The organism is Kovacikia sp. CALU 1929, assembly GCF_056784235.1.
The window spans coordinates 1-22,388 of sequence record NZ_JBXBCF010000072.1 but is presented as its reverse complement, the minus strand read 5'-3'; the positions used below and the strand labels follow the sequence as shown (position 1 = coordinate 22,388).

Sequence of the window (22,388 nt, the reverse complement as noted above, 5' to 3'; positions counted from 1 at the left end):
GGGGCGATCGCACCCCAAAACAACTTTTGGAGAACTAAACACTATGGCGATTGAAAGAGTTGAACTAAAACTCAATGATGGCATCGTTGATACCCCTCACCTGGTTGATCAGGTTGAGATTTTGCAAAGACGATTGAAAGACTGGGGAGTTTTGCCCAAAGATGCCAAAGTTGATGGGCTGTTTGGTCCTGCTACCCAGGCAGCAGTCGAGCGCTTTCAAAGTTTGCGTCCGGCTGATCCGCTAAAAAGCCGATTTGTACCAGGGGGATTGAAGGTCACTGGCATGGTAGATCGTGATACATGGGCAGAACTGCTGAAGGTGAAGCCAGAAGAAATCAAAATCATTAGTCGTGAACCTGCGAATCGAAAAATACCCGATGGTTTTCCTGGTGTTGACCAGATATTAACTATCGCAAAAATTCCTTCATCCATTCGTCCGTTTGCCGAGAAAAATTTACCGCTAATCCTGAATGAATGCCTCAATAACGGAATTACCAATCGTGACCAAATTGCCTATATTTTTGCGACGGCTGAGCATGAATCCCATTTTGGACGCTTCATGATGGAATTAGCCGATGGTACCCAGTACGAAGGGCGTGAAGATCTGGGAAATACTCAACCAGGTGATGGACCTCGCTTCAAAGGTAGAGGTTTTGTTCAAATTACAGGACGTAGTAACTATCGGATCTGGAGTGAAAAACTGGGAATTGACTTGCTGAGTCACCCAGAAAAAACAGCCATCCCCGATGTCGCTGCCACTATTTTGGTGAAAGGAATGCGCGATGGCAGTTTTACAGGAGTGGGCTTAGGCGACTTTATCGGGCAGGATTTCTTTAATGCCAGAAGAATTGTTAACGTCCTCGACAGAGCTGACGACATCGCAGAAATTGCTAAAGCCTATTCCAGATCTATTGGCTAAAGTGCGATCGCCTCCTCACCCTGGTGCTTGGCTTAAAAGTAAAATCACTCTTCGCTCTAGTGGTTCACCAAAGGAACTTTCTGGTAATCCAAACCTAGAAAAACCAACTTGCGGGGTTTTGAAGGGTTTGCGACCATTCAAAATCTGCTTGGCAGACTACTATAGCAATTCTCATTTGCATTCAGTACATCTTGGCACCTGACTCCCTTGACTCCCTAATCTCAGGGTGTATTGTACTCAACTAGGAATTGCTATAGTGGTCTGTGTCTCCACGATCGCCAACTCTCCACCTTGCCGCACTAGCGGCAGGTGTTTGAATCCATTTTGAGCTACAAACAAAAATTATTTTCGAGAGACAGCCGACTCTAACGCCCAAAGGACTAAGGGTTGGCAGGCTGCTCCCTGTAAATGCCGCTCTAGCCAGTTACCAAAATCACTAAAAACTCTCTGGTATTCGATATCCACATAAAGATCGTGGTAATGCTCTGGATACTCAAAGTATTCTTTGTCATGAAAGGTCACCTGTTGAAAAAATGCCCGTGTCGCCTCTGGGAGAGTCACTTCGTCCGCACTTCCGTGTAGAGTCAGGAGAGGAACGCGCAGTTCAGTCGTGTGACGTTGAATCCACTTAACTGTTGCAAAAAATTCGGTTGCCAGTCTGGCGCTGCCAAATTCATGCCGGAGTGGATCTTCAAGTAGGGTGGCACAAAGCAATGGATCGCGAGAACATACTGCCTCTTGAAAACCAAGCTTCAGGCTGAAGCGGGGGACAATTCGAGAAAGCATCCGCCCGATCGCCAATTTTGTTCTAGGAATACGAATTTTCCCAAGCGCCGGTGCAGTAACAATCAACCCCTGCAAATCATCTGGAAATCGAAGGGCGTAATCGAGAGCGATCGTTCCACCGAGGCTATGCCCCCACAGGAAACAGGGACAGCCGGATCGTGTCTTCCGAATCATTTGTAAAAATTCGTGTAAATCCTCTCGGAATTCTCGCCAAGAGTTGATGTAGCCACGCTGCCCAGGGGAGCGTCCATGACCGCGCAGATCAAAAGCATAAACTTCATATTTTTGTGCAATCAGGTACTGCACGGCTTGCTTAAACATTCCGCTATGGGCACCCAACCCATGCACCAAGACCACAACAGCCTGGGTCTGCTCTTCAGGACACCAGCCCTGGTAATAGAGCTTCATCCCTTTAAATCCCCTGAACTTTCCTTCAATGTGTTTCATCGCAAAGCTCTCCAAATCAGATTTGAACGGTTACAGTACTTTTCCCAGATCGGTTTGAAGAATAGGTAATTCTTCCCATCGTTCTGGAACTAAGAAAGTAGCGGTTTCAGAAAATGGCTGAGCGATTGAAGCGATACTTTGAGGAAATCGATTCTGGTATTACAAAATAGACCTGACTCAGGTCTTTATAACCCAGGCGAATCTAAAGCAAAAGATATATAGTGGACGGAATAAATTTATTCCCTTATCCAGCAACATCTTTGACTGTCACAAACCCAGCCACAAAAATAGAAGGACTCTATAGGGAAATCAGAAGTCGTTATGCATCTACTTAGTAGTATATCTAACGTTTAAAGAGGACGCATTAGTGATATGTAGATTTCAGCGGAGCTGGTTGGTGTTGCTGGAAAAAGGAGTGGACTTTGAACTGGTGGAGATTGACCGACATGCCCGCTATGCTAGTGACACTGCTGCGGGGGTAACTGCTCAGGAATTGAGACGTTACTGAAAATCGCTAACATAGCAGGTGTTGATAATTAGTCAAAGTGAGAGAGGTTTGAGGATTGGGCGATCGTTCGATAGTGGAACAAGCGTGGGATGCGCTAGAAAAGACAATTATTTTTTTCAAGGGAAAGCCCGTTGGGACAGTAGCTGCGCTCGATCCAGATATTCCAGCACTAAACTATGACCAGTGCTTCATTCGAGATTTTGTTTCCTCCGCCCTGTTGTTTTTGATCAAGGGTAGACCTGAGATCGTGCGCAATTTTCTGGAGGAAACCCTGAAGCTACAGCCCAAAACAGGTCAGCTTGAGTGTTTGAAGCCCAGTCGGGGTCTAATACCTGCCAGTTTCAAAATCGCGTCGATCATTGGAGGGGAATACCTGAAACCGGACTTTGGTGACCATGCCATTGGGCGGGTTGCTCCAGCGGATGCCTGCCTTTGGTGGATTATTTTGCTACGAGCGTATGTCATTTCAACCGAGGATATGGCACTTGCCCATCGCAGTGATTTTCAAGAGGGCATTCGGTTAATCCTGGAGCTTTGTCTGGTGACTCGGTTTGATATGTACCCGATGGTGCTGGTGCCCGACGGAGCCAGTATGATTGACCGTCGGATGGGGCTTTATGGGCACCCGTTGGATATTCAGGCGCTGTTCTATGCAGCTTTGCGAGCCAGTCTTGAGCTTCTGGTTCCCAATCAGGAGAATCAAACAATCTTACAAGCAGTAAATAATCGCCTGAGTCCTTTGTTAAAACAGCTCCAGGAAAATTATTGGATTGATCCCGATCGCTTGAATGTGATTTATCGGTTTCAGGTTGAGGAGTATGGGGAGGAAGCCCTCAACCAGTTCAACATCTATTCCGATTCGATTCCGTTCTACCGCCTTGCACAATGGTTGCCCGAAGCTGGGGGATACCTGGCTGGTAATTTGGGTCCCTCCCAACTGGACTGTCGCTTTTTTGCGATCGGTAATTTGATGGCAATTATTTCTTCCCTGACGGATGAGTACCAATCCCACCGCATTTTGAATGTGATCGAACTTCGATGGGGGGATCTGGTAGGGCACATGCCTATGAAACTCTGCTATCCAGCGTTGGAAGACAGGGATTGGCAGACGGTGACGGGGGCTGACCCAAAAAATCGTCCCTGGTCTTACCACAATGGTGGCAGTTGGCCCGTCCTCCTCTGGATGTTGACCGCAGCGGCTCGAAAAATGAACCGGGCGGAACTGGGGCACCACGCGATCGCGATTGCAGAACGTCGTCTAATTCACGACCACTGGCCCGAATATTACGATGGACCCGATGGTCGCCTGATTGGGAAGGAAGCCAGAAAGTATCAGACCTGGACAATCTCAGGTTATTTGCTGGCAAAGGAACTACTGGAAAAGCCCCATCACTTAAAGCTAATTACATTTGATCCCCCGTCTTGCTGAGTAACCGGATGAATGGGAACCGTTGATGCCTCAGTGATTCCTGGTTCTAATCCGGGGTAGGATGGGGCAGCAACTATTCAGTCCATCAACTTGTTATGACCACCAGTGAGCCATTAGCGGGAGTTCGCCTTGAAACCGATAGCCTGGGAGCGGTAGAAGTTGCCGCCGATCGCCTGTGGGGCGCACAGACGCAGCGATCGCAGCAGAACTTTGCGATTGGGGTAGAGCGGTTTAGCTGGAGTCGCTCGGTGATTCGTGCGCTGGGAATTTTGAAAAAGTCTGCGGCGATCGTTAATGGTGAACTAGGGCAGTTGCCGCCCGAAAGCGTTAACCTGATTGTGCAGGCAGCCGACGAAGTGATTGCTGGAGCCTGGGACAGTGAGTTTCCCCTGGTGGTGTTTCAAACCGGATCGGGAACACAGACCAACATGAACGCTAATGAGGTGATCTCCAATCGAGCAATTCAGCTTGCGGGTGGTGTGGTCGGTTCCAAGACACCGATTCATCCCAATGATGATGTCAACCGTAGCCAATCTTCTAACGATACATTTCCCACTGCCATGCATATTGCAACGGTTGAGCAATTGGAGAACCGATTGATTCCAATTCTCACTGATTTACGCAATGTCCTGGATGCAAAATCGAAAGCCTATTTCGATGTGGTCATGATTGGTAGAACACACCTGCAAGATGCCACCCCATTAACGCTGGGGCAGGTTATTTCAGGCTGGGTAGCCCAGATCGATCAGGGACTTGACATCATTCGGAGTACATTGCCTGGAGTTTATGAGTTGGCGATCGGGGGAACTGCCGTGGGTACGGGTTTAAATGCCCATCCCCAGTTTGGCGAATTCACTGCCCAAAAAATTGCCCAGGAAACGGGCAAACCCTTCATCTCTGCGCCTAACAAGTTCGCTGCCCTCTCTGCCCATGAGGCAATGGTCAACGTCAGCGCATCCCTCCGCACCCTTGCTGGGGCGTTAATGAAAATCGCTAATGATGTCCGCTGGTACGCCTGTGGTCCACGGGCAGGAATTGGCGAAATCAAAATTCCTGAAAACGAACCGGGTTCCTCTATCATGCCTGGAAAAATTAACCCGACCCAGAGTGAAGCCCTCACAATGGTCGCTGTCCAGGTGTTTGGCAATGATGCAGCGGTAGCATTTGCCGGTTCTCAAGGAAACTTTCAACTCAACGTGTTCAAGCCCGTGATGTTACACAATGTTCTGGAATCCATTGCGCTGCTTGGGGATGCCTGTCAATCCTTTAATGATCACTGTGCTAAGGGCATTGAACCGAATGAAAAGCGGATTCAACAAAACCTGAACAACTCGCTGATGCTAGTCACAGCACTTAACCCCCACATTGGCTATGAAAAGGCGGCAAAAATTTCTCTGCTTGCCTATCACGAAGACATCAGTTTGCGGGAAGCCGCCCTCAAGCTAGGCTACGTTACTCCGGAACAATTCGATGCCTGGGTGAAGCCGGAGGAGATGATTCATCCTAGCTCTGACGGGTAGTATGGTTTACCGTCCGAGAGGGCGATCGTTAAGATCAAATTTACATGTAACCATCCCCCACTATTCACTTAATTTCTAAGCGATGCCGCAGCCCTGCGAACTTTGCCATCGAGAGATGCCTGCTCTCACAGAACACCACCTGATTCCCCGTCAAAAGACGAAACGCAAAGGTCTTGACCCCAGTCCCACGATTCAAATTTGCTCTGCCTGCCACCGACAAATCCACACTCTCTATGAGAACTCTTACCTGGCACTACACCTGAATACTCTGGAGAAGCTAAAGCAAGACTTACAGCTACAAAAATTCCTGTCCTGGGTTTACAAGCAGGACCCCAATAAGCGGGTGAAAATAGATCGAAGGCGCTGAACCTGGGCTGAAGCCGTTAAGATCAGTTCCAGATTGGCAATCTGTCGTGGGTGAACTGGAGTGGTGAGGCTATTTTGCGTTACGCCAGTAGGTGGTGTTTGGACGTTGGCTGAAGCCTGTGAAATTAAACTGTCTACCTCGTCCCACCCTTCGTGCCGTTGGGCTGGGAGTTTTGCTATTTGTCATCTTCTGGATTGCCTTTGGGGCAATGGCGCAGGTGGTCTGGCTTCAGTGGTGGCTGATCCCAATTCGGCTGAAGGTGTGGTTGTCAATCGCGATCGCCTGTTTTTCCTGGTTTCTGGCAGCGGGAATCGTGCAGCAGACTATTGGGGTAGCAAACGCATTCTCTGGTGGCTGGTTTGTTGAATCAAACATGGGTTTACGCGATCGGCTCTGCTTTATTCTTCGGCTGGTTGCTGGCAGCAGGTTTTTCCCCTGTCTGCTTGACCTGTGTACGCTGGAAATTCTCCCTTGAGAATCAGCCGCTCTGGCAGAGATTTGGTTACAGTAAGGAAGTTGTTTCTATCTTGCAATGCAGTCTCTATCTCTATTTGTTGCCCTTCTGTCCCTGCTACAAGGCTGTGCCTATCCTCAGCCTTTCATCGCTATGAGTAATTCGCCAAACCTTCCTCATTCGCCGTCCTCAGAAGTAGCAGGTGTTGCTACAGCCTCTAGTCATTCCCAGGGGGTTGAATTTAAGCTGAGCGACTATCAATGGCAACACCGCATCCTGTTGGTCTTTGCCCCCTCAACCGATTCATCCCAGTATCGCCAACAGATGCAGGCATGGCAGGCAGACGCGGCAGGAACCGATGATCGCGACCTGAAACCAGTGCAGATTTTGGGAACTGGAGAGAGCCAGGTCGAGGGGCGATCGATGAGTTCAGCATCGGCGGAGAGAGTGAGGCAACAGTTTGGAATTGCTCCTGAAGAGTTTGCAGTAATTCTCGTGGGTAAGGATGGTACAGAGAAGCAACGGAGCCAAACTCCGATTGATTTAGCGGCGTTATTTAGCACAATTGATGCGATGCCAATGCGTCAGCAAGAAATGCGCTCCCAGTAGATTGAAGAAGGGGTGTTGGTTGCTCAGAAGGCAGTTGCACGCGGTGATGTTGCCTATGTCGCAGGCTGCTGTTTTCGCAATGTGGCTTGTATGAATCAGGTACTCTTCGCACTGGATGAGGCGTACCGGCTGAATAAGAAGGGCGTAGTAGCAATTGCCAAGGATGTTGCGATTTGTCCTGTGAACTATCAGAAACAGGTTGAGTCAGTGTTTACATTGTTGACTGGTGATGCAGAATCGATCAGGGAGGCGATCGCTATCCTGGATAAGATTGAGCGGGAATTGAGCCAGTGGTATGGCGATCGGCGGTTGACAATGTAAAGGTTGCTATCCCGAAGCCCAATCGTTCATCAGCAATTGTCCATTGCAACTTTTCATAGAGAGGGTAAGCTATCTTGGACAAAACCTTATAAACCAGCTTATGCTCACGCTTCGTCTTACCCAATATGCTGATAGTCAACCCAACTTCTTCAGAATTGAGGTTGCGTTGGAGGGGGATGGCGCGAGACAAACAGCGACTGTGCGTTTTCAGTTTCCACTGACACTGCAAGAACAGGAAAACATCCGCTGGTATTTGGAGGATTACCTGCAATATCTCTCTGACCCTGCACCCCAGATTGCCGCAAAGGTAGAGAAGCGGATGACAGAGATTGGAATTGAGCTATTCAAAGCGATCTTTCAAGCCAATGATGATGCTCGTGATCTGTGGGCAACGCTCCGTCAGAACTTGAACCATACCCGTGTGGAAATTTTGACGGATATTGCCCAGGCTACTGCAATTCCCTGGGAATTGTTGCGTGATCCGAAGACGGACACTTGTCTGGCATTGCGATCGCCTGCCTTTGTTCGCAGCTATTCTCAAGCCGCTCAACGTCCAAGACTGCCACAAAACAATGGGGATGTGATTCGGATTTTGCTGGTTATTTGTCGCCCCAGGGGCAGCGCGGATGTGCCGTTTCGTTCGGTTGCTAGTCGGTTGATAAAAGGACTGGGTAACAGACCGGATGGGTTTCAGTTGGATGTATTGCGTCCACCGACTTTTGAGCAACTCAGTCGTATCCTGCGGCAAGCAAAAGCGCAAGGCAAGCCCTATCATGTGGTTCACTTCGATGGACATGGGGTTTACCAGGATAACGGTCAACTCATGCTCAACGGAAATCCGCTCGTCTTTGTTGATCGCCGTCCCGGAATGCATGGCTATCTAGCATTTGAAAATGGGCTGGCGGATGACAATGTTGAGTTTGTTAGTGGTCCAGATTTAGGGCGACTTCTGGTAGAGACGGATGTTCCGGTGTTAGTTCTCAATGCCTGTCGATCGGCTCACGCAGAGGCACAGGATGCTCCCGCACAAGTCAGTGATAAGGCTCTCGATCAACCGGATGATCCGCATTCTCAGGTGAGGGCGTTTGGCTCGTTGGCGCAGGAAGTGATGGATGCGGGAGTGGCGGGGGTAGTTGCTATGCGCTACAACGTCTATGTCATGACTGCCGCTCAGTTTGTGGCGAATTTGTATGCCTCGCTGGTGCAGGGGCAAACGTTAGGGGAAGCGGTGACATCGGGACGGAAACAACTGAACGATCAACCACAGCGGGAAATTGCCTATCAACCCGTGGTGCTGCAAGACTGGTTGGTGCCTGTGGTGTATGAGGCTGCACCCATTGCCTTTTTTCCACCTTCCACCCATGCACCAACGCTCACCATCACGCTCCATGAGAATGATGCGCTACCGACGACTGGAATGCTGGATGCTCAGTTACCCAAACCTCCAGATGTGGGATTCTTTGGGCGAGATGAAACGTTGTTGGCAATTGATCGCGCCTTTGATCACCATGCGATCGTGTTACTCCATGCCTTTGCTGGCAGTGGAAAAACTAGTGTAGCAGCAGAGTTTGGACGTTGGTACGCTTTGACAGGTGGATTACTAGAGTCTGGAAGACAGGGGTACGTATTGTTCACCTCATTTCAGCGGTATCTGCCTTTGCCGCGAGTGCTGGATAAGCTTGGTCAAGTTTTTGAGCGTGATCTGGAGCGATCGGGAATTCATTGGTTGGCTTTGAGTGATGAACAGCGACGTGCTGTTACATTACAAGTGTTATCTCAAGTTCCAGTGTTGTGGATTTGGGACAATGTAGAACCGATTGCTGGATTTCCGGATGTGGAAAGCCAACGCTGGAGTGAAGCCGAGCAGCAAAAATTAGCAGACTTCCTTCGAGATGCGCGAGACACCAAAGCTAAGTTTTTACTGACTTCTCGGCGAGATGAACGAGGATGGTTAGGTGATTTACCTGTGCGGGTGCAGGTGCCACCCATGCCGATGCAAGAACAGGTGCAGTTTGCACGGGCATTGGCAGAAAAACATGGAGACCGTTTAACAGATGTAGGAAACTGGCTACCTTTGCTGAAATATACACAAGGCAATCCACTGACAATCACAGTAGTTGTTGGTCAAGCACTGCGAAATGGATACAGAAGCAAAGGTCAAATTGAACAATTTGTTGCTGACTTGCGATCGGGTGAAGCTGAATTGGATGATGACGAGAGTGAGGGGCGATCAATATCGCTAAGTGCTGCTTTGAACTATGGTTTTGAGCAATCTTTTTCTGATTATGAGAGACAGCAACTGGCTTTTATCTCCTATTTTGAGGGTTACGTTCAACTCAGTACGTTCCGTTTCATGGGAAATCTAGAAGAGGAATGGAGTATTCCGATATTAAGAGAATTAACAGTTGAAGCCGGAGATCTTCTTCTCCAAAAAGCTGCGGCAATTGGTTTAATAACTTGCCTGAAGCGTGAATGCATTTACCGGAGTTTCTATACTATTCATCCTGCAATCCCTTGGTACTTCAAAGAACTGTTAGCCCGCTATGATAAATCTCTTAACAAGAAAGGTCAGAAATACATTTCTGCCTTTGCCTTTGTAAAAGCAATGTGCTATGTAGGTAGCTATTACCATAGCGAATATGGTTCTGGAAATAGAAATGTAATAATTTCTCTAGCAATGGAGGAGCAGAATCTTTTGTATGCTCGTAGTCTCGCCCGTGCTAATGGCTGGTGGAGTGAAGTGATTGACACAATGATGGGACTACAAATACTTTATGACCATATAGGGCGTTGGATAGAATGGGAGCGATTAGTTGAAGAAATAATTCCTGACTTCCTGGACATTAAAACTGGTAATCCCCTGCCCGGACTTGAAGCTGAATACGTATTTATAAATGAATATCAATATGAGATTTTGTGTAGAAAGCATCAATGGAAAGAAGCAGAGAATCTGCAATCTTCCTTCTTGAAGAAACAGCGAGAGATTACTGACAGTGTTCTTCATGAAGATGTTGACGAACAGAAAAAGATTTATGCCATTGATGCTTTAGTTGCAACAATTACCAAGCTAGGCTCTATCTATCTAGAGCAGGGAAAGATAGACTGTTTAAACCTATTTAGGGAAAGCTATGGCTTGTCTCTTTCTATTGGGGATCAACAGGGTGCGGCAATAGCAGCACTTAAACTTGGTCATGCTTTTAAGGATATTGCTAAACTTCGTGATGTAAACAAGTCAAGGTATTGGTACAAAAAAAGCCTAAAACTGAGAGATGAAAGGGACTATTTGGGACGTTCAATGTGCTTTCACCAACTTGGCTTCTTAGAATTTGATTGTTTTCAAGAAATCAGAAAATCTCTGAATCCTGATCTTTCACAAATGGTGAATCATTTAGATATTGCTTTCCAGTTTTCAAGTATGTCGCTAGATCTATTACCACCGGATGCAGTAGATCATCTCGCAATAGTATATAATCAGCTTGGCAACCTTCACAGAGTAGTAGGCGAATTAGATAAAGCTTTAACTTATTATCAAGAATCAATCCGTCATCAAGAAATGCAAAACAAATTATATCGGGCTGCCGGAATTAGATTAAATGTAGCTTCGTTATTTGTAGAGACTGGAAATCTTCAAGATGCTCTCCTATACGCAGAAACTGCCTTAGAGATTTATGAAACATTTGGTGAAGGAGCTATAGATATGATTCGACAAACCGAAAGATTTATTGCAGTGGTAAAACAAATGAAGAGAGGAGAAAAGCCCCATAAACTCTACTATAGAGGCTACTGATAAGAGCGATCCTCAAAAGTTTGATCATATGCTGAAATCCACGATTATCCATTCTCATAATCTTTAGGCGATTTTCCCCCTAGACAAGCGGCTGCAAAATTGAGGGAGCTTGGAGATGAAGCTACTGCCAAGGCTTTGGAGAAAGCAGTAGATCCCAGCGTCACTAACTTCAGTGCAAGAAGTCCTTGGTCATTCTAAGACAAACCTTGACAACACACATCTCATACGCTTGACTATCTTGCTCTTAACTCTTTCCAATAGCCGTAACTTACCAATTCAGCCTGTCAAGCAACATCGCTCCTGATATCATCCTGAAGGATGCTCGTCTTTATAGTTAGCCCAAAGTAAAACCTGAAGTTGAGGTGTCAATGAAGATTAAAGTGGTGATTCACGAAGCGGAAGAGGGTGGATTCTGGGCGGAAGTGCCAGCCATTCCGGGCTGTGCGACTCAGGGAGATACCTTTGAAGAGCTTTTGCAGAATCTCTATGAAGCGATCGAAGGTTGTTTGTCGGTAGATATTGAGTCTTTAGAAGTAGGAGACAACGATCGTATTTTTGAAATTGCCGTATGAAATCGATCTCTGGTAAAGACTTTGCCAAAGTGCTGGAGCAAAATGGATGGGTTTTATTACGGGTTCAAGGCAGTCATCACATCTATGGGAAACCGGGAGTCTCAGACCGAATTTCAGTGCCCATTCATGGTAGTAAGTCCCTAAAGATAGGTCTACTTCGACATTTCCTTAAAGTTGCCAGGTTGTCAGACGACTTTCAACCAATGCCAGAAGAGGATGAGGATTCGATTGAAACCTGATCAAGTCCTTGCTGGTATTTAGATTCAGAGATAATACAAATTGCCCAAACCCTCAAATTTTCCCTTATGGATACAGCTCTCTGGTTTGATGATCAACCTGTATTAGGTGCATTACCTCGCCTACAAGCGGCTACACAGCTCAAAGATATCGGAGACGATGCTACGGCTGAAGCATTAGAGGAAGACATAGATCCCAATATTGCTAACTTCAGCGCTAGCAGCTTGTGGCCTTTCCAGGATAGACCTTGGCAACACACCGCTCATACGCTTGGCTATCTGGCTCCGGTTGCTGCCAACAGCCGCGATTTACCGATTCAGTCTGCCAGCAACATTGCAACCGATCTCACATTAAAAGGCGATCGCATCAAAATCACCCTCAATGCGCTGCGAGTCGCCGCCTATCCCGGTGGTGGCACCCATCAAATCCTGTTTGACTTCTACGCTCAAAATCAGCTTCCTGAGGTTACGGAACATCTCCACTTCAACAGCACCTATCAAGTCCGAGAAGGCGAACGGGCTGCCCTGCTCAACTATCCGATCTTCCTGGGATTGAATATTGGTAACGATGGACTGGTTTTCAAGTGCTTAACCGTCAACGTCAAGAATGAAGAAGATGAAGCCGCGATTCAGTTTCTAGAGTCCGATGCCTTCAAAACTGGATTGAAGCTGGCAACCACTGTGCAACCTGCCATCAAACCATTATCTGAAATGGCAATCGGGCTAACTAAAGCGATCGCCAATCGTCGCAAAAACGTTGCTGTCCAAGATATCCAAATCGGTCTAGATTTCAGCAACAATCCAATGGGTGCTCGTCTCGCTGAAGGCGTTTATATTGCAGTACAAGTTCCTGAAACCCTTACTCGTGTCTGGGATTGGAGCGACTGGATTTACGACACCAGTACAGGTCAAATTGTGAAGGACTCCAGCCGTGATCAGTTGATTCCTTACAATTACATTGCTTTTGGTATCAGTCGGTATGAGGGAAATTAAATGAACGATTGACAATCTCTCGTCAATGTCTAAACCGACGTATCCCAGACTTTGAGACCCTCAAACAAGAAGTGCCCGCATGGCAGAGCCAACGGAACGAACAAGACACTTGGATAGATTGGCGTTTGACTACCCAGGATGCTCGCATCAAACGCCACTATCTTTACCCGTCAATTAATTCTTGACAGACCGCTAGTCGTGAATAGTTCCATCAGGCATCTTGGTTCTACTCAGCCCTGCCTTGTGAATATTGGCTCCTTGAATATTGGCTCCGGTCAAATCTGCTTCTCCTAAATATGCCCCATCCAGGTCTGCGTTACGGAGGTCTGTCTCCCTTAAATTTGCTCCAGTCAAGTCTGCGCCCCGTAGATCAACCCCACTCAAATCTGCTTTACCCAAATTTGCTTTCCTTAAATCTGCCCCTCCTAGCGTAGCTCCACTCAGGTCGGCACCATTCAAATCAGCATGAGTCAAATCTGCTCCGCTCAGGTCAGCACCACTCAAATCAGCGTGAGTCAGGCAAACCTCGATCATTTCTGCCTGTGCCAAATTTGCTTGATTCAGCTTTGCCTGGTTGAGGTGAGCCTGAGTCAGGTCTGCCCCCCGTAAATCGGCACCAATCAAGTCAGCGCCAATCAGCTTTGCACCAATCAGTTTTGCATTGGTTAGACAAACCTGAACCAGACTGACATGACTAAAATCTCGATGTCCTGTGGCATAGAGTCTTAGAATCTCTTGAGCGTCCATACTTTTATCCTTTGGCTTATTTAATTTGTTAAATAAATATGGAGCTGCAAGAGTATAGAAATTCTTAGTCAAGTGAGGTATGGCTCGTTAAAACGAGGTGGGCAGTGTCCCTCATACAAGTGGAAGTTGCTATATTCTTAGGTCTCCATATCTGATTGATTCAAGCAATGTTATAGACACAAATATCTGACTGAAAAAATTGCGATCGGGTTATTAGAATAATTTCTTGCAATAAAATAACGTTCTGAAAAAACAATTCTGTCACAATCACACTTCTTTCTTCTGGATTTAGTGGACTGTCAAAAATTATTTTGTGGGATGAAAACCTCAAATAGTAATTTCTTCCTATCACAAGGCTCACAAATACATCGTTGACAACGCACTAGTAAAGTTAAAATCGTGAATTGATTAACTTGCATAGGTTGGGTTGTTGGCGTTAGCATTGCGTCGCAACAGCAGGTAGCTTGCTTCCCGCAGGGTAACCCAATGTTCCTGTAGATGTTGGGTTTCGTAAACTCAACCCAACCTACAAAAATTACAAAAACGGATGTTATTTAATTTTTATTCCTTAGTAGAGCTTGGCGTAAAACTTACTGACCATTCCTGACACCTAACACCTTTACAAGAGTCAAATTTACACCGAGGGCACTAATTACTCTTCCTCGTTGTCCATCTCATATATTTCTGTTTCTAAAATATCATCCAGGTCTTCTGGCATCTTGTAATCTTGCGATTCATCAAATTCACTCGCATGGAATCTACCACTGCTTTCTAGCCAACTCATAAGAGACTCTCTTGGTATGGGAGGGATGACTTTCATCAGTCGGTTCCGGGGTTCTTCGGAAAGAGCAGGGTTATAGAGGGTGGTCATGGTCGTCTTCCTTTTAGGATGAGTAGCAAGTCGGCAAGGAATTAAAAAGTGAATCAGTCGGAGGTTTGGTAGGCATGTGATAGGGGTGATTTTTGAGGAGGGTTTTCAACCCCTCAAAAAAATCTTGACAGACCATTCGATGGATGAGTTGCGAGCACTCTGCCTCAAAGGGGTAGCTCTCACAACCTATGTTTAGTTGTTGTGCTGAAATGGTTGCGATCGCTTGCAGCGAAGATAAATCGCCCTAGCTAGCGACAAATGCGATTAGCACCAGCATGACAACAAACAGAATAGCGGTTGCTCCTAGAACAATATATTGCCGCTGCTGACGTGGTGAAGGATACTTTGATGGGTATATATCAGGCTCAACAGCGTAGTTATTGATCAGCCCTTCATCATCTACGGTGTAACCGCTGGCAACATCCGCACCAATCGATTGAGTCTCATCATGGCGAATATTGACTTGAACTTCAGCAGGGATCAGCTCACTACCGTCGCTGTGATGCTTTTCATTGAGGTTGAGGGTTCTCCCTTGGGTCTTGGTGTAGCTCATGGGATCCTCATAGAGACTTGATAACTTCATCATAGTCTATTCAAACAACAAATATATCACTAAAGCAGTCTGTCAACCACTGAAATTCATACACATTATGAGTTCCAGTAGCTAAAAATAAAATTAACTGCGTCATTGATCAGATTGAAGCATCGCGATCAGTTTTATGCTGAGTGACGTAGTGCTAGTGCAGTGTTTTTTGATTTAGTCAATGAGTAATTTAGCAATTCAGCTTCAACTTCTTGCCAGATAATCTGACGATATTCTAGAAAATGTTCGATATGGGCACAACTGGTTAGATAGTGCGCGAATACCCGTGGATTTTTCCGAATAATTGCAAATAGCTGGTTCCAGAACTGCCAGCGAGTGCTGCGCTTGATCCCTTGTCGCCAAAAGATGGTGAGCATCGCCCGAATTTCTATTGGCTCCAGCATTTTAGGCTTCTTCTTCTGATGAGGACTGGGTGTCATGGTCAAATAATGGCGGTAAACCCGTGCCAAATAGCGATCGGGTTCGTACAACTGCCAGAAACAATTGACATATTCCCAGGCAATTTCCTCGATTGGGCGACTTGGAACAAAGTTCATCAGTGTGGTCTGTTTCCCGCTAACCGCTGTTTGTTCTGTTTGTAACCGCCCTTCTTTTTCAAGGCGGTGCCAGAGGGCGGTTCCGGGTAAGGCTTGTAGCATTCCGAAGAGTGCTTGGGGAATGGCGGTGGTTTCCACAAAGTCAATGATGCGATCGCCCGCGCCTGATTTTTCACCATCAAACCCAATGATAAACCCTGCCATTACCCGCAATCCGGCTCGATTAATAATTTGAACGGACTCTACCAGAGAGGTGCGGGTGTTCTGAAACTTTTGAGTCAAAGATAGACTATCCGTGTCTGGGGTTTCAATGCCCAAAAAGACAGCATAAAAGTTAGCCGCAATCATCAGATCCAGCAATTCTCGATCTTGGGCTAAATCAACCGAAGCTTCTGTTACAAAGTTAAAGGGATAGTCGTGTTCTACCATCCAGGGTGCCAGTTCCCGCAACATCCGCTTGGCATTGCGCTTGTTGCCAATGAAGTTGTCGTCTACAACAAAGACCGATCGCCGCCAGCCCAGGTCATAAAGGGCTTGCAACTCTGCTAATAGTTGGGTAGGTGTCTTTGTCCGGGGCTTACGTCCATAAAGCACGATAATGTCGCAGAATTCACATTGGTAGGGGCATCCCCGCGAGAACTGAACCGACATATCGCTGTAAGCGTTGAGATCTAGCAGGTCAAATCGAGGAATGGGTGTAGTGGTCACATCCGGCTTTTCGCCATTGGCTCGAAAGATGCCAGAGGTTTCTCCTCGTTCCAGTGCTGCAACCAACATGGGTAAGGTGATCTCACCTTCATCCAAAACGAGGAAATTTGCCCCAGCATCAACCATAGGCTCAGGTACAGAAGTCGCATAAGGACCTCCCACCGCTACTCGCTTACCCCGTCGTTGCGCCGACTCAATCAGAAACAGCATGTCGTCTTTCTGCACAATCATGCCAGAGATAATCACCAGGTCTGCCCAGTACCAATCTGCCTCGCTTTCATAGCCAACATTTCGGTCTACTAAGCGAAATTCCCATGTTTGAGGCAGAATGGCTGCAACGGTAATCAAACTTAAGGGGGGAAGAGAAACTTTGCGTCCAATTAATTCCAGGACTTTGTCAAAAGACCAGAATGATTTGGGAAAGAGGGGATAAAGTAACAAAACTCGCATAACATTTAATCAGCCTGGGAAACCACCGATACGTCCGTAATAAAACCAACCAAGTATCAAACAATAGGCATTGCTGAATACAGGTATGATTTCGTCCCTCTAACCCTTCAAAATTGGGGAAAATGATCCCCAAAGTCGCCCACGATTGGGGATTAAAGCCCTCCGATCATACAAGAAAAGGGGCTAAACAAAAACTCTATCGCAACGATTCATACTTTGGTTCAATAACCCTTTTCTTAAAGACTTTATCTAAGAGGTTTTGCAAGATCGGGTTTTGCAAGATCGGACTTACTATTAACGTGCAATAACTTGCAGTCAATGGTGGTTGATCGAGTACCGCTGATCAGCGATGAATAAACCTCCAGATAGGATTCTGGCAATGCTTCAAATAAAATACGTTCCCCTGCGAAAACAGTGCGTTCGAAATGACACCTTACTCCACGCATCACCCGAATAATTTGGATATGACGGGTGTTATTGATGTAATAGCAGAGAATTTGGGTCGATTCTTTAGAAGAAAATTCAGCGTTTACCAGGGAAAGTAAGTAAGCCATATTGTTGAGTTCAAATTGAGATTTAGATGAACCATCATTTTCTACTTCAAGCAGCATGTCATAGGGATGTCTGAAATGATGTTGATGCAACTGTTTGAATTGTATGATTTGCATCAAAATGTATTAAAGCTTTACGAAGGTTCAGGTGAAATCCCGTTGAGTGAGAGTATCGCTCAGAAGCCTTTCCGATCATGGTTTAGATCTATTAACTCCATGTCATTGACCTAAGAGACGGTTTGAAAAGGATACGGCGGTTAAAGCCGTTCCTATGCGAACAAAGTCCGCCTGCACGGACTCAGGCAAATGAGGGATTTCCGTAACCTGCATCGGCAGGTTATAACCCTGCGGGTAATGGCTCCGCTTCGCTTCGCTAGTGTCCGTATAGCCGCGCCTATCCTGCGGGAACGCTTTGCGATTAGTTCTCAGGGCAACAGAGGGATAGGCTTTTAAAGCATCCTCTAAGACTGAAAGCTCTAATCTACCTTGTTCTCCAGGGTTGTCATTCCCAGGTAAAGCCTTGGAACGGGCGTTGCTGAATCGAGATATGAACCAAAAAATCCGCCCTCACCCTAGACCTCTCCCGATGGGCTACTGTGTATACACAAGTTGTAAAAGTTGAAGCGGTGGGTGATCGCAGCATTGACGGTGGGTAGCAGAATCCTGCTTGGGGGGCAACCCCCCAACCCCCCGTAGCAGAGGATTTTACGGGTGAGAACTGACAAAGCTTGTCTCGTGTTCTCACCCGTAAAACAGGTTGCGTCCCCCGCACCCCCTCCAAAACGATTCAATCTCGGCGTCAATGGCACCATTCGTCCGATTGGGTCTTCAAGCAAGGGCAAACGGGTGGCAAGGGGAACGGTTGTTTTTAGATTTGAGGCAATCTGCAACCGATTTTCGTGGAGTTAGACTTGAAGACTCAGCGCCAGACCCTTAACTCCTGTGGAGACGCTACGCGAACGGGGGGTTTGGGGGAGTTAGGACCCCAAGCGGCGGGGGACTGGGGGGAAGTCCCCCAGAGCCAGACTCCAACGAAGCCAAGATCTGTATACACCGTAGCCCGATGGGAGAGGGAAAAGGAAATGCCTGAAAGCCCTTCTCCTTGGGGAGAAGAGTAGGGATGAGGGCAAATTAGTTGCACATCCCGTTATGGATCTAAAAACCGCTGTATTCATGCCCCTTAACGATCAATGGGAATTTCAACGATGAAATAGGTTCTTCCGTCGCTGCTTTCTACCCAGATCAAACCGCCTAACTTTTCTACCAGCTTTTTGACCAATGTCAGTCCTAACCCGGTGCCATTGTGCTTCCAGCGATCGCCATTGGGAATACGATAGAACCGCTCAAAAATTCGAGCCTGTTCGCTGACTGGAATTTCGATGCCGGAATTGGTCACACTCAGTTGGAGTGTGTTTAGGAATTCGACCGGTGTTGATTTCCAAGCAAGTTTAACTGCGATCGCGCCTCCTGGGGGAGTGAACTTGCAGGCATTGGTCAATAGTTCGGCCAAAACCCGTTCCAGGCAAGTTTGATCAACTGTAACAGCAGGAATATTTGGTGCAATCTCTAGCTCAAAGGTTTGCTGCTGGTCTGCCATCTGGCGCAAAAATGGCTTGATAACCAGGGGAATCGATTCTTGCAAATGAACCGTTGTTTGGCTCAAGGCATAGTTTCCTGCGTCTAGTTGTTGGAGATCCAGAAAGTTATTCAGCAGGTGCATTTCTCGATCGCACTCCTGCTCCAGAATCAAAAGGTAGCGATCGACTTTCGCTTTAAATATTGCTTGCTCCTCTATTTCAGTAAGAGGTTGCGTATTGTAGTTTCCGTAACTCTCTTCTTGCTGGAGCAGAAGCTTTAGCATCCGAGTCGCCAGCTTGATACTGGTTACGGGCGATCGCAACTCATGGGACACTGTACTCAAAAAGTCGTCTTTGAGTTGATTCAGATGCTCCAGTTCTTCTATCTGGCGATCGGATACTTTATCCATATTCATGACACACTTTGATTCAGCCTACGGAGAGTGGTCTGTCATTCCAGACTTGAGTGGGGTATCTGTACTGTACAAACGCATCACCATACAATCGCTTATCTAAAAATGGGTTTGCGATCGAGGTTAGAGTACTAGGCGAACGGGCAATTTTTGCCAGCATTAACTGGTTGCCAATCTCATCCACTAAACGGTTAGGGTCGATGGGCTTGAGCAAATAGGCTTCAACCTCTGCCATCAACTGTTGAGCCAGGCTTGCTAAAGAACAGGTTGACGTAACCAGGATGGGAATCGCTCTGCCACTCTTCCGCGCAAGCGATCTAACTTGTTCGATCAGTGGATAAACACTTTCGCCCAGAAATCTCATTTCACAAATCAAGAGGGTAGGAATGCAGTCATTCAGTGCGCCTAGTGCGTCTTCAATCGAGCCGATCGCTGTTACCTTTGCACCGTATCTTCCAAGTAAAAAGGCATACAAATCTCTGCTGTCAAGATCGTTGTCTACCACGAAAATTTGTGTATCTTTCAGTATTTCAAAATTTGGGAGTAGTTCATTTGTTATCAACATATTGATACCCCGGTTGTGATGAAGATTTCAATTAGAATGAACCGCCATCGCAATCTTGCTTAAGTGACGAATGTAACGCTGTTCTCTACGTATGGGCACGATTGGCATTGCCTGATAGCAATGCTGACAATGCCAATAAATTTTTCCAAAACAAACATGGCGGAGTAAAACATTTGAGCAGCACAGGCAGTGTTGTCTGCCGCTCATGGATCGATCGCAGTGAGTAGAGCTGAATTGCCAATTTCTCTCTGGGAAGAGTTGGTTTGGTAATTGTTCTCGTAACCTGGGTAAAGAAGTCATCCGATCGCCCATTTAAAGCTTGAATCCTTAGTAATAGATGAATCGCTTCAATTAGTAATTTAATTTGTCGTCGCTTGATTTACTATGTGAGTTGATTGATTACGATACAAACTGTAATTAAATATAATAAAAAGACTTTTAAGAGTAACAAAAAGTCTCATTCATGATTTATCCGATGACATCAGAGCAAGCCATTGATAGAAAACCTGGCAATAAATCTGCTCCGACCCAGTCCTCAAACTTATTTAATTCATGGACCTCAGCGCTGAAATTAGAAAACCGGCGGACCCAAGGGGGTGGATCAACCGGGTGAAGTTAAATTTAGAGGGTCTGCAACCCGTCAAAACTTTGCTGACAAGGACTAGACCAATTAGAGCGCGTTAATCAGGTAGTCAAAATAGGCACCGACTTCGCTGGCATCTTCTCCCGACATCAGGGAAGTGGTCATATTCTTCATCGCACGCACACCTTCAGCAACCGCATCTACAGGGGTGCCAAGAGATTGATACATCTGGCGCACCCCAATGACCCCAATCTCCTCAATCGGGGTCGTTTCTCCAGCCGCCACACTGTAAGTGATCAAGCGCAGGTAGTAATCCATATCGCGCAGGCAAGTCGCGGTCATTGCTTCACCGTAGGCGTTACCACCTGGAGAAACCAGACTGGGTCGTTGTTGAAACAACTGACTTGCGGCTTGCTTCACAATCCGCTCACGGCTGTCCGTCAATGCTTTGACCAGACGCAAACGGCGATCGCCACTCATCATAAAAAGCGCGATTTGATCCATCTCCCCAGGCGTAGGATAGCGAGACTCCGCATCGGCATTCACAATTAATTTCTTGATAATGCTCATGAAACAAGTTCCTTTAGCGATTTAAACAGAAGATTGAGCGATTTAGTTCATGGTGTTTAGAGTAATCCAACTCCCTAGAAAGGGTTGGATTTCGGAACTTCAACCCAACCTCCAAAAGGCAATGTTATTTAATGCTTGTTCCTTAATTAAAGGCATCACGAACCTTATCTTTTATACTTTCTGTTGCCTCACGGCCTTGCTTTTCTGCTTGCTTTGTTTTTCCGCCAGGCTGGTAGTTAGGGTTCTCTATGCTGTTGTTGATCGTTTCCCGAGTCTTAGCTTCAAGTTGTTTGGTTTTTCCAACAGCCTGGTTTTTGCGATCGCCTGTCATGCTACCAATTGCCTCTTGGGCTTTGCCTTCAACATCTTTAGTCATCACTTTGGCTTGACCCATCGATGCAATTTGAGGAGACAGTTGACCGGCACCTTGCATAAATGAAGTTGCAGCCAAACTTTCTTTGGGCGCAAAGCTAAAGGTGAGGGCAGTTGAGATGAACAAAACCAGTCCAATCGTTAGAAGAAACTTACGGATTTGGTGAAGCGAAATCATAGTGGTCTCCAGAAAATTTCTAATTGCACAAGTCATGGTCAAAGGGTGGTGTTTCAAAGGTGTGGTCGGTGTCTGGTAGGGGCAATGCAATGCATTGCCCCTACGGAACGTAAACAACAAATCTAGAACACTACCGTCAAAGATCTACAGGTTGGATTTTGCAAGGTTTAACCCAGCCTACGGATGGCAGAGTCGTCAACCGTTCAGGGCTGTTGCAAAAGACCAAATGCCAGCCATGCCAGAACTGGCTCTCTAAGCAGCCTTTTAGTCAACTGTTTTTTTGGACTTCATCTTTCACATCTTCGATCGTATGGCGGACTTTTGCCTCTGCCTGTTTTGCTTTACCCTCTACCTGATCTTTGGGATCGCCAGTCAGATTACCCACGGCTTCTTGAACTTTACCTTCGATATTTTTAGCCGTTGCCTTGGCTCTATCTTCTAAGCTCATGATGCGCTCCTTGATTGAATTGATTTAATTATTGAGGATTTGTTTATCTGAGTCCAATCAACGCTTCTACGTCTAGAGCCAGTGTGATAGGCGGTTGTTTGTTTTTCTGAGTGAATTGATTAAATACGATACAAAACGTAAGGGCACCTCGAAAAATCGAAAAATGGGTGTCTCAACTTGAGAATGAGCAGCTAAAATGTCGGCAGTTAGGCTATCCGAGAACAGCAATGGGGCAAACAGGTTTCTGGGATTTAGAGCAACGCCAGC

24 protein-coding genes and 1 pseudogene are annotated in these 22,388 nt (G+C 46.5%); 13 read left to right on the top strand and 12 right to left on the bottom strand.

Annotated elements, in window-relative coordinates:
- The first annotated feature begins 43 nt into the window (after positions 1–43).
- A complete protein-coding gene (locus AC1S52_RS17535) occupies positions 44–919 on the top strand; it encodes a peptidoglycan-binding protein (RefSeq protein ID WP_482030332.1) in 876 nt (291 codons plus the stop codon).
- 342 nt (positions 920–1,261) lie between these two features.
- Here AC1S52_RS17535 and AC1S52_RS17530 read toward each other — a convergent pair whose 3' ends face one another.
- The gene (locus AC1S52_RS17530) at positions 1,262–2,152 is read right to left on the bottom strand and encodes an alpha/beta hydrolase (RefSeq protein ID WP_482030331.1); all 891 of its coding nucleotides are present in this window, start codon (positions 2,150–2,152) and stop codon (positions 1,262–1,264) included.
- Between the two features lie 367 nt (positions 2,153–2,519).
- Here AC1S52_RS17530 and AC1S52_RS17525 point away from each other — a divergent pair, with 367 nt between their 5' ends.
- From AC1S52_RS17525 to AC1S52_RS17470, 12 genes and pseudogenes are all read left to right on the top strand, one after another.
- The gene (locus AC1S52_RS17525) at positions 2,520–2,660 is read left to right on the top strand and encodes a hypothetical protein (RefSeq protein WP_482030330.1); all 141 of its coding nucleotides are present in this window, start codon (positions 2,520–2,522) and stop codon (positions 2,658–2,660) included.
- 55 nt (positions 2,661–2,715) lie between these two features.
- Positions 2,716–4,089 carry a glycoside hydrolase 100 family protein gene (locus tag AC1S52_RS17520; protein WP_482030329.1) on the top strand — a complete coding sequence of 458 codons (1,374 nt, stop codon included), beginning with the start codon at positions 2,716–2,718 and terminating at the stop codon, positions 4,087–4,089.
- A 95-nt stretch (positions 4,090–4,184) separates the two neighbouring features.
- Positions 4,185–5,609, top strand: a complete 1,425-nt coding sequence (fumC, locus tag AC1S52_RS17515) for a class II fumarate hydratase (protein WP_482030328.1) — start codon at positions 4,185–4,187, stop codon at positions 5,607–5,609.
- An 82-nt stretch (positions 5,610–5,691) separates the two neighbouring features.
- Positions 5,692–5,976 (top strand): HNH endonuclease, encoded by a 285-nt coding sequence (locus AC1S52_RS17510; protein ID WP_482030327.1) that lies wholly within the window; start codon positions 5,692–5,694, stop codon positions 5,974–5,976.
- Between the two features lie 118 nt (positions 5,977–6,094).
- Positions 6,095–6,451, top strand: coding sequence for a hypothetical protein (locus AC1S52_RS17505; RefSeq protein ID WP_482030326.1), 357 nt, complete (start codon positions 6,095–6,097; stop codon positions 6,449–6,451).
- 57 nt (positions 6,452–6,508) lie between these two features.
- Positions 6,509–7,039 (top strand): DUF4174 domain-containing protein, encoded by a 531-nt coding sequence (locus AC1S52_RS17500; RefSeq protein ID WP_482030325.1) that lies wholly within the window; start codon positions 6,509–6,511, stop codon positions 7,037–7,039.
- A gap of 12 nt (positions 7,040–7,051) precedes the next feature.
- On the top strand, positions 7,052–7,360 hold the full coding sequence (locus AC1S52_RS17495; RefSeq protein ID WP_482030324.1) for a hypothetical protein: 309 nt from the start codon (positions 7,052–7,054) through the stop codon (positions 7,358–7,360).
- Positions 7,361–7,460: 100 nt separating this feature from the next.
- Complete coding sequence (locus AC1S52_RS17490) at positions 7,461–11,147, top strand: CHAT domain-containing protein (protein WP_482030323.1); 3,687 nt, start codon at positions 7,461–7,463, stop codon at positions 11,145–11,147.
- A 368-nt stretch (positions 11,148–11,515) separates the two neighbouring features.
- On the top strand, positions 11,516–11,719 hold the full coding sequence (locus AC1S52_RS17485) for a type II toxin-antitoxin system HicB family antitoxin (protein WP_482030322.1): 204 nt from the start codon (positions 11,516–11,518) through the stop codon (positions 11,717–11,719).
- Positions 11,716–11,958 (top strand): type II toxin-antitoxin system HicA family toxin, encoded by a 243-nt coding sequence (locus AC1S52_RS17480; RefSeq protein ID WP_482030321.1) that lies wholly within the window; start codon positions 11,716–11,718, stop codon positions 11,956–11,958. The genes AC1S52_RS17485 and AC1S52_RS17480 overlap by 4 nt, the downstream gene beginning before the upstream one ends.
- Positions 11,959–12,024: 66 nt before the next feature.
- On the top strand, positions 12,025–12,948 hold the full coding sequence (locus tag AC1S52_RS17475) for a hypothetical protein (protein ID WP_482030320.1): 924 nt from the start codon (positions 12,025–12,027) through the stop codon (positions 12,946–12,948).
- 14 nt (positions 12,949–12,962) lie between these two features.
- Positions 12,963–13,133, top strand: a pseudogene (locus tag AC1S52_RS17470) (IS630 family transposase); the annotation flags it as partial.
- A gap of 7 nt (positions 13,134–13,140) precedes the next feature.
- Here the strand turns inward: AC1S52_RS17470 and AC1S52_RS17465 are convergent.
- The 11 genes from AC1S52_RS17465 to AC1S52_RS17415 form a co-directional block, all read right to left on the bottom strand.
- Positions 13,141–13,695 carry a pentapeptide repeat-containing protein gene (locus AC1S52_RS17465; RefSeq protein ID WP_482030319.1) on the bottom strand — a complete coding sequence of 185 codons (555 nt, stop codon included), beginning with the start codon at positions 13,693–13,695 and terminating at the stop codon, positions 13,141–13,143.
- A gap of 652 nt (positions 13,696–14,347) precedes the next feature.
- Entirely contained in the window at positions 14,348–14,566 is a 219-nt protein-coding gene (locus AC1S52_RS17460; RefSeq protein ID WP_482030318.1) for a DUF3134 family protein, read from the bottom strand.
- A 244-nt stretch (positions 14,567–14,810) separates the two neighbouring features.
- A complete protein-coding gene (gene psb34 / locus AC1S52_RS17455; protein WP_482030317.1) occupies positions 14,811–15,119 on the bottom strand; it encodes a photosystem II assembly protein Psb34 in 309 nt (102 codons plus the stop codon).
- Positions 15,120–15,283: 164 nt separating this feature from the next.
- The gene (locus tag AC1S52_RS17450; protein ID WP_482030316.1) at positions 15,284–16,864 is read right to left on the bottom strand and encodes a B12-binding domain-containing radical SAM protein; all 1,581 of its coding nucleotides are present in this window, start codon (positions 16,862–16,864) and stop codon (positions 15,284–15,286) included.
- A gap of 245 nt (positions 16,865–17,109) precedes the next feature.
- A complete protein-coding gene (locus tag AC1S52_RS17445) occupies positions 17,110–17,475 on the bottom strand; it encodes a DUF1830 domain-containing protein (protein ID WP_482030315.1) in 366 nt (121 codons plus the stop codon).
- 1,120 nt (positions 17,476–18,595) lie between these two features.
- Positions 18,596–19,408 (bottom strand): sensor histidine kinase, encoded by an 813-nt coding sequence (locus AC1S52_RS17440; protein ID WP_482030314.1) that lies wholly within the window; start codon positions 19,406–19,408, stop codon positions 18,596–18,598.
- Between the two features lie 13 nt (positions 19,409–19,421).
- Complete coding sequence (locus tag AC1S52_RS17435) at positions 19,422–19,910, bottom strand: response regulator (RefSeq protein ID WP_482030313.1); 489 nt, start codon at positions 19,908–19,910, stop codon at positions 19,422–19,424.
- Positions 19,911–20,055: 145 nt separating this feature from the next.
- A complete protein-coding gene (locus tag AC1S52_RS17430; RefSeq protein WP_482030312.1) occupies positions 20,056–20,211 on the bottom strand; it encodes a hypothetical protein in 156 nt (51 codons plus the stop codon).
- Between the two features lie 429 nt (positions 20,212–20,640).
- Positions 20,641–21,123 carry an allophycocyanin gene (locus tag AC1S52_RS17425; RefSeq protein WP_482030311.1) on the bottom strand — a complete coding sequence of 161 codons (483 nt, stop codon included), beginning with the start codon at positions 21,121–21,123 and terminating at the stop codon, positions 20,641–20,643.
- A 142-nt stretch (positions 21,124–21,265) separates the two neighbouring features.
- The gene (locus AC1S52_RS17420; RefSeq protein WP_482030310.1) at positions 21,266–21,673 is read right to left on the bottom strand and encodes a CsbD family protein; all 408 of its coding nucleotides are present in this window, start codon (positions 21,671–21,673) and stop codon (positions 21,266–21,268) included.
- A 268-nt stretch (positions 21,674–21,941) separates the two neighbouring features.
- Positions 21,942–22,121, bottom strand: a complete 180-nt coding sequence (locus AC1S52_RS17415; RefSeq protein WP_482030309.1) for a CsbD family protein — start codon at positions 22,119–22,121, stop codon at positions 21,942–21,944.
- Between the last annotated feature and the right edge of the window lie 267 nt (positions 22,122–22,388).